Annotated in this window: 8 protein-coding genes and 1 pseudogene; 8 read left to right on the plus strand and 1 reads right to left on the minus strand. The window is 41.5% G+C overall.

Annotation, left to right across the window (positions count from 1 at the left end; all coding sequences use genetic code 11):
* The 5 genes and pseudogenes from AB685_RS24265 to murA form a co-directional block, all read left to right on the plus strand.
* A pseudogene (locus AB685_RS24265) lies at positions 1–557 on the plus strand (F0F1 ATP synthase subunit beta); the annotation flags it as partial.
* 101 nt (positions 558–658) lie between these two features.
* A complete protein-coding gene (locus AB685_RS24270) occupies positions 659–1,060 on the plus strand; it encodes a F0F1 ATP synthase subunit epsilon (protein ID WP_047973156.1) in 402 nt (133 codons plus the stop codon).
* Positions 1,061–1,379: 319 nt separating this feature from the next.
* Positions 1,380–1,700 (plus strand): DUF1146 family protein, encoded by a 321-nt coding sequence (locus AB685_RS24275; protein ID WP_347230883.1) that lies wholly within the window; start codon positions 1,380–1,382, stop codon positions 1,698–1,700.
* Between the two features lie 99 nt (positions 1,701–1,799).
* The gene (locus tag AB685_RS29915; protein WP_053073944.1) at positions 1,800–2,570 is read left to right on the plus strand and encodes a YwmB family TATA-box binding protein; all 771 of its coding nucleotides are present in this window, start codon (positions 1,800–1,802) and stop codon (positions 2,568–2,570) included.
* A 44-nt stretch (positions 2,571–2,614) separates the two neighbouring features.
* Positions 2,615–3,931: a UDP-N-acetylglucosamine 1-carboxyvinyltransferase gene (gene murA, locus AB685_RS24285; protein WP_047973157.1), complete on the plus strand. Its 1,317-nt coding sequence runs from the start codon at positions 2,615–2,617 to the stop codon at positions 3,929–3,931.
* Positions 3,932–4,355: 424 nt separating this feature from the next.
* On the opposite strand, the gene AB685_RS24290 is transcribed toward murA, so the two are convergent.
* Positions 4,356–4,820, minus strand: a complete 465-nt coding sequence (locus AB685_RS24290; RefSeq protein ID WP_047973158.1) for a hypothetical protein — start codon at positions 4,818–4,820, stop codon at positions 4,356–4,358.
* A gap of 153 nt (positions 4,821–4,973) precedes the next feature.
* Here AB685_RS24290 and spoIID point away from each other — a divergent pair, with 153 nt between their 5' ends.
* From spoIID to AB685_RS31830, 3 genes are all read left to right on the plus strand, one after another.
* Entirely contained in the window at positions 4,974–5,996 is a 1,023-nt protein-coding gene (gene spoIID, locus AB685_RS24295; protein WP_047973159.1) for a stage II sporulation protein D, read from the plus strand.
* A gap of 183 nt (positions 5,997–6,179) precedes the next feature.
* Positions 6,180–7,085 carry a M23 family metallopeptidase gene (locus AB685_RS24300; protein ID WP_047973160.1) on the plus strand — a complete coding sequence of 302 codons (906 nt, stop codon included), beginning with the start codon at positions 6,180–6,182 and terminating at the stop codon, positions 7,083–7,085.
* Positions 7,086–7,449: 364 nt separating this feature from the next.
* Entirely contained in the window at positions 7,450–7,626 is a 177-nt protein-coding gene (locus tag AB685_RS31830) for a hypothetical protein (protein ID WP_047973161.1), read from the plus strand.
* Positions 7,627–7,705 lie beyond the last annotated feature (79 nt).

Raw genomic sequence — 7,705 nt, forward strand, 5'->3', positions numbered from 1 at the left:
GTCAGCTTCAAGAGCGTATCACATCAACTAAAGTTGGTTCGGTTACATCAATCCAAGCGATCTATGTACCAGCCGATGACTATACGGATCCAGCGCCAGCGACTACGTTCGCTCACTTGGATGCCACTACAAACTTAGAGCGTAAATTGTCTGAGATGGGTATTTACCCTGCGGTAGATCCACTTGCATCAACATCCCGTGCACTTTCTCCTGAAATCGTTGGAGATGAGCACTACAGTGTTGCACGTCAAGTTCAACAAACGCTTCAAAAGTATAAAGAGCTTCAAGATATTATCGCAATCCTAGGTATGGACGAGCTTTCTGAAGAAGATAAGCTTGTTGTACACCGTGCGCGTCGTATCCAGTTCTTCTTATCTCAAAACTTCCACGTTGCTGAGCAGTTCACTGGTCAGAAGGGTTCTTACGTGCCAGTTAAAGAGACAATCAAAGGGTTCAGGGAAATCCTTGATGGTAAATATGATGACCTTCCTGAAGATGCATTCCGTCTTGTTGGACGCATTGAAGAAGTTATCGAAAAAGGAAAACAAATGGCGTAATTCACGCATCGCATAAACTAAAGCGGGGGCACTAGCGAATGCTAGTGCACTCGTTTATGCATAAACTAAACCCCGTGATGCTACTCGAGGAGGGTTTTCACATGTCGACGATTCGTGTAAATGTAGTTACTCCTGATGGCAAAGTGTATGATGGTGATGTGGATATGGTAGTTGTTCGCACAATTGAGGGCGAACTTGGTATCTTGCCAAAACATATTCCGTTAGTTGCTCCTTTAACAGTTGGAGCTGTACGCTTGAAAAAAGGCAACTCTGAAGAAAAAGTTGCAGTTAGTGGCGGTTTCGTTGAAGTTCGCCCTGACCAAGTAACGATTTTAGCTGAGGCTGCTGAATTACCATCAGCGATTGATGTAGAGCGTGCACGTGCTGCAAAAGAACGTGCAGAAGATCGTGTTAACTCTACGAAGAAAGATGCTATTGACTTCAAACGTGCTGAGCTTGCTCTTAAGAAAGCGATCAACCGTCTTGATGTCTCTGGTAAATAAGTAAAAACGAAGCGGGGTGAGCGTGATGCTCACCTTGCTTTTTTTGTTAATCCACTCTAATTATCCCACTAACTTTTTCGCTTTCTTTAAAAGCAAACTTTCACAAATACGTCAGCATTTCAACTGAAATATCCACTTGATTATGAGAATATTTTCCATATAATTGAACTATGATAGAAGAGTGTGCAGCGTCTGTGTAAATAGTCATGATTTAGAYGACAAAGATGTCAAAAGATAGGTCCGTACCACTATAAAATTAATGATAGATCACTATAGATTTTTTAATGGAAATCCGTTAAGATGAAAAATGGATTGCTTTATGCTTGACTTCTATTTTTCGAAAGCAATCGACAAATTTCTACTAATCGGTAACAACGAAAGAAGGATTGGAACTGGGGGTTACATTGTGTTTGAAGGCTTGGGTCAGCAAGCATTAATCCACCTATTCGTAAATGTCATGTTTTTGGCGATTACATGGTGGGCATTGCAAGCATTTAAGTTTGATTTATTTGTCAAAGAACCGAATAGCCCAAAGGCAAAAGCATTGGTGATCTTAGTCACCATTGCCATAGCCCAGTTAGTCAGTAGCTTTTTTCTGGATTATTACAATGCTTCAACGATGTTACGGTATTTGTGGTAAAGGAAGTTTATGTCGAGTAATGACTACAACTTCCATGTATGCTTTTACTCCTCAAGGTAAAAATGGTAGTAATCAGCTTTATTTGGGGGAGTGAGTCTTATGAACATGGTACGAACTATATTTTTTGGTTTCATTTTCATAATTCTAGGGTACAGTTATTTGCAGGCAACAATAAGTCACGCTCATAACAACAACTTAAGTGAAATCGAATCTATTCTAGAACTAGCACATCACGAAGAATTAATCGTTCAAGAGTGGCAGTTGCGAATGAGAGAGGGACAAGGTCAGATAAAAGGCCAAGACGCCTTCTTGCAACATGTACATAATTTGAACAACCAATTCACTGATTGGGATGTGAGTGACGTACACATGTCTGAGGCAGAGTGGTCAGTCTCGGCAACTCGTTCATTAAACCAGGACGATAGCTTTGAAAGACTTAGTATCTATGCATACGAACAAAATGGATCCTATGAAATCATCCACACTTATGAACTGAATGGAACATCCACACAAGCGCTTGGTGAGAGAGAACTACACGAATTACTTGAAGAGAGAAGAACTTTATTTTCCCTGCAAGACTCGCCTGTTTACTCCCAAGTAACATCTGTGCGAGCGGAAGATTCTGAATACGTGGAACCTTCTCTGATGGAGCAAGCGAGAGCGATGATATCAACTCTCGGTGCTACGGAGATTGAATCACTGAATGAAGAAACGTTTGTCTCGGTTTCTGCATACAATGATGTATGGACAGATGCCATTGTCACAAATGGTAACAAGATGAACCWGCAAGTTGCATTAAGAAGCGGAGATACAATGGGCTCCGGTACAACCGTGACAATAGGAACGCCTATTATTACGACTGAATATTGATGATATAGAATAGACTATAATTTCTAGACGCGGAGGGGAATACGTTGGAAAAAATTATTGTCCGTGGTGGCAATAAGCTAGAAGGCACTGTGAAAGTTGAAGGTGCTAAAAATGCTGTGCTACCCGTAATTGCTGCATCGATTTTAGCTGGAAAAGGCACAAGCCATCTTTATGATGTGCCAGAACTTGCTGATGTATACACGATGAAAGAAGTATTACGTAACTTAAATATTGATGTGGAATATGAAAACAATACATTTAAAGTAAATGCTGAGAAGGCTTTAAAAACAGAAGCACCATTTGAATATGTTCGCAAGATGAGAGCGTCTTTCTTAGTAATGGGTCCTTTACTTGCACGAGTAGGTAAAGCACGCATCGCGCTTCCTGGTGGATGTGCCATTGGTTCACGTCCGATTGACCAACACTTAAAAGGCTTTGAAGCAATGGGAGCCACTGTTGAGATTGGAAATGGCTTTATCGAGGCACGTATTGATGGTAGGTTACAAGGAACGAAGATCTACCTTGACTTTCCAAGTGTAGGTGCTACTGAGAACATCATGATGGCTGCAGCACTTGCAGAAGGTACGACTATCATTGAAAACGTAGCAGAAGAGCCAGAAATCGTTTGTCTTGCGAATTATCTGAATGGAATGGGAGCAAAAGTACGCGGAGCTGGTACAGGTGTCATTCGTATCGAAGGTGTGCCTGAACTTAACGGTGCAGAGCATACAGTCATTGGTGACCGTATTGAAGCTGGAACATTCATGGTTGCAGCGGCAATCACTCGCGGAAATGTACTAGTTGAAGGCGCGATTGCAGAGCACCTTCGTCCATTAATCGCAAAAATGCGTGAAATGGGTGTTGAGATCACAGAAGAGGAAAATGGTTTACGTGTAGTTGGCCCAGAAACACTTAAGGCGATCGACATTAAAACAATGCCTCATCCTGGATTCCCAACAGACATGCAAGCTCAAATGATGGCACTTCTTTTGCACGCAAAAGGAACAAGWGTAATCACTGAAACTGTATTCGAAAATCGTTTCATGCATGTCGAAGAGTTCCGTCGCATGAACTCGAATATTAAAATTGAAGGACGTTCAGCGATCATTTCTGGTCCTAACAATCTTCAAGGAGCAGAAGTAGCTTCAACTGACTTACGTGCAGGTGCAGCTCTAGTTATCGCTGGTCTTGTAGCAGACGGTGTTACACGCGTCACTGAACTTAAGCATATCGATCGCGGATATATTGATCTTGCTGGCAAGCTACAAGCTTTAGGAGCAGACGTTGAACGTGTGAAAGAGCAAGTTGAAGAAGATACAACAACTCAAGAAGCTCCATTACGTGTAAACTCAAACCTTTAATCAAAAGCCCTTTTCGAAGGGCTTTTTGTTTTGCTATTTTTAGTGGTGTGGATGTGGCACAGCAAAAGCTTCGTTTGAGAGGTCGCTGCTGGTCTTTGCTGGGCATTTCGCTCATATATGCTGGGAAAATACGTTGATCGCACATAAAGCTCTGATTGCGCACATAATTGAAGAATTGCGCACATAAGTAGTACTCAGTCGAACATATTCTCAATATTGCACACATATGTTGCATCAGATCGCACATAAGTAAAGAAGCTTCCTTACCACTCTTGCCTATTATGATCCTTTTTATTCTTATATTCTGAATATTACCTTCTTTATTCCTCTTTTTTTAAAAACAGTCATATTTTCCTGATAGGTTCTATATAAATAGGTTATTAACAGGTTGTCCACATATGTGAAAAGAGAAGCTTGCACTTCTTTACTCCTCTTTGTAGTCCCACAATATTCTCCAAGCGCCTTCTTCATAAGTTACATAAACATATTGAATAAACTCGAAATGGCCATAGGTGCCACGATATGACTTCGTTACTATCACTTCATAAGCTTCCATGATCTCTGTGTCGTCAWACATCTTCCAGTTCTTCAACTTCTTTGGGCGATTCAAATGAAAGTCAAATGTATCCACACCAAAATGATTCATAAACGTATGGGGACGATCACTAATGTAGCGATCACGAGAAAAATGAGCTTTCATCGATGAATGAAACAAATCCCAAGATGAAGAGAACTTTGCCTCTTGTTCTAATGAATAAAATTCATTGACCACTTTCTTAACGTGTCTTGCCTCAGACGGAATAAAGAAAAAGACGATAAGAAAAAAGAGCGCAATAAGCACAATAGCTGGTAAGACAAAAGGTTGCAGTGGGTTTCTTCTCCGTAGCATAGATGACCCTCCTAATACGCAAAATCCTTAGCTTGTAATTGATCTCTATTCAAGCATGTACGTATTTAGCACAGCTAGAAAAGAACTTGTTCTACATCGGAGAGGCTACTCATAGAATTAGAAAGAGATCAACGACATAATGGAGGCTTGAATATGAAACGGTTACTCATTATCGCAACAATTCTTTGCACGGTTGTGCTCATCATTCCAACGATGATGGTGTTAATCGGAGATCGATCAACATCAACAGTGATGCCTACGACAGGCGAACAGCAACCAACCGAATCGACTCAAGTCACCTATCGGCCAGAATCAGATGTAGCGATCCAAGTATTTAGAAGCAAGCAAGAACTCGTTGAAGAGGTACCGCTTGAAGAATACGTAGTTGGAGTGGTTGCTTCTGAGATGCCGGCGACATTTGAGATGGAAGCATTAAAAGCACAAGCATTGACCGCAAGAACCTACATTTTAAGGCAAATGCTAGAGCCAGGGGATGTGGAGCTTCCTGGTGAAGCGATGGTAACGGATACTGTGATGCACCAGGTGTATCAAAGCAAAGACGAGCTGAAAAATAGTTGGGGCAGTGACTACGACGTAAAGTATGCTCGTATTAAAGAGGCGGTTCTAGAAACAAAGGGACAAGTCTTAACGTACGACGGGGAACCAATTACGGCAGCCTTTTTCTCAACGAGTAATGGGTTTACAGAGAACTCTGAGGATTATTGGCCGAATCCGATTCCGTATTTACGTAGTGTAGAGAGTCCGTGGGATCAAACTTCTCCACGCTTCACAGCTGAAAAAGTACTCTCTGTTGGGGAAGTAGAGCAGAAGCTTGGGGTCAGCTTACCGAGTGATGGGACGGTAGGGTCGATTGTTGCTCGTACAGATGGTGGACGTGTGGCTAGTGTCAGTGTGGGAGGTAAAGAGTTGAGTGGACGTGAGGTTCGCGACAAGCTGGAGCTTGATTCATCAGACTTTGATTGGAAGCGTCAAGGCGATCAGGTCGTCATTCAGACAAGAGGATGGGGACATGGCGTTGGGATGAGTCAGTACGGAGCAGATGGCATGGCTAAAGAGGGGAAGAGCTACGAGGAGATTGTTCATCACTATTATCAAGGGGTGAGCATCCAATCGGTAGACACCTATGAAGCGAAATTAACGGCAAAAGCGGAATAATAAAGGAGAGAAGACCTGCTGTGGGGGCGGGTCTTTTTGTTGTTATTCGAGAATTAGTTTTATTTATTTCTCCAATCTATGCATAACAAAATCACCTTTGTCGAAAACTAATCTAAAAAAATTTTTAGTTATATGTATATATTTCCATCAATCAGCTCAAACTGGTTGCTGAGGTGATGAGAAATGAGAGAAGAAGAAAATAAACGCTCTTCTAAAAATGAGGAAAATTCATTTGATCTACAAAGCTTCTTAAAGAAGCGCTGGGTTGTTCCCGCAGTTTATCTAGTCGCAGCAGCTGGGGTATTAAGTGCCGTATTATTCATGCAAGGTGGAGATGAGTCATCTGCACCAGGTGAAGGTGTCGAGGTTGTAGACCCGTCTCAAGATGGTATGTATGGTGAGGAAGCAGTTGAAGTAACCGCCGCGAATGAAGTGGTGAAAAAGCCTGTTGTGGAAGAAGAAGGAATTGAAGTTGTTGTTCATTACTTTGACGAAGCAGGATCAGCTGAAGAAAAAGAACAAGCTTTAGTATACTACAATAATGAATACCGCCAGAATAAAGGAATTGATTTTGGTCACGTTGAAAATGCAAGCTTTGATGTGGTCGCTGCGCTAAGTGGAACTGTTGTAAAATCAGAAAAAGATGCACTTCTTGGATATGTTGTWGAGGTTGACCATGACAATGGGATTGTTACGCATTACCACAGTTTAGATAAGGTAGACCTTGCAGAAGGTGAAGTCGTGAAACAAGGCGACGTCATTGGTCAAGCAGCACGTAATCTGTACAATCAAGATGCCGGCGTTCACGTTCACTTTGCGATTCGTCAAGACGGAATTGCTGTAAACCCTTCAGATGTATTTGAGCAACCAATTGATTCAATCGGTGATGCTGTGAAAAAGCAACAAGAAGCAGCAGAGGCTGAGGAGGAAGCACCAGCAGAAGGTACAGAGCCTGCTGAAGGTGATGGTGAAGACAAGCCTGCCGAAGAGAAGCCAGATGCACTAGGTGATGAGGATGAAGTTGAAACACCAGCTGAAGACGAAGACGGTGCTGAAGATTCAGATGAAGAAGAAAATACTATTGGTTAATTAGTAAGTAAGCGACTCACGCATAGATGCGTGGGTCGCTTTTTAGTGTGTTCGCCCGAATAATCAAGTGATCTCTCCAACAAGCCTCACTCCGGCCCCTTGCGAGTCGCATTTTGTCTATGAATTTTTCCCAAATAGATTTATTCACTAGCTTGACATATTTCAGAATATTTGAAATAATAAACCTTGTAAAAAGACTGTTATGGAACACCGCTATAAAAAGATGAGGATGTTCCAATTCTTTGAAAGAATTTATGATAACGCTTACATAATACTGATTTTAACTGTATTAGTACTAAAAAAGACTGACCATCCGGTCTGAGGAAAAAGCTTCAGGAATAAAATGACCTAAAGGAGGTTTCTTATGTTATACGTGTTTTTACTTATTACAGCGTTATCGATCTTTTTCGCTTTTAGAATGAAAAAGCCACTAATGCTATCTGTTCCGTTTGCTGCTATTATTGTTTATTTTGTTATTCAAATTGCAATGGTTCCACTGGGCTTTTTCGAGACGGTTCGGTTCATTTTTGATCTAAGGTAGGAGGGTGTTATGGCGAAGCGAAAAAAACAAACACACTCTACAGAAGATCATTGCGAGAAATGTCATCAAGATACACTCA

It is taken from the genome of Bacillus sp. LL01, assembly GCF_001037965.1.

Excerpts from the sequence above, each read along its gene's own strand:
- AB685_RS24270 (WP_047973156.1), top strand. The coding sequence starts at position 659 with ATGTCGACGATTCGTGTAAATGTAGTTACTCCTGATGGCAAAGTGTAT.
- AB685_RS24275 (WP_347230883.1), top strand. The coding sequence starts at position 1,380 with ATGCTTGACTTCTATTTTTCGAAAGCAATCGACAAATTTCTACTAATC.
- spoIID (WP_047973159.1), top strand. The coding sequence starts at position 4,974 with ATGAAACGGTTACTCATTATCGCAACAATTCTTTGCACGGTTGTGCTC.
- AB685_RS31830 (WP_047973161.1), top strand. The coding sequence starts at position 7,450 with ATGTTATACGTGTTTTTACTTATTACAGCGTTATCGATCTTTTTCGCT.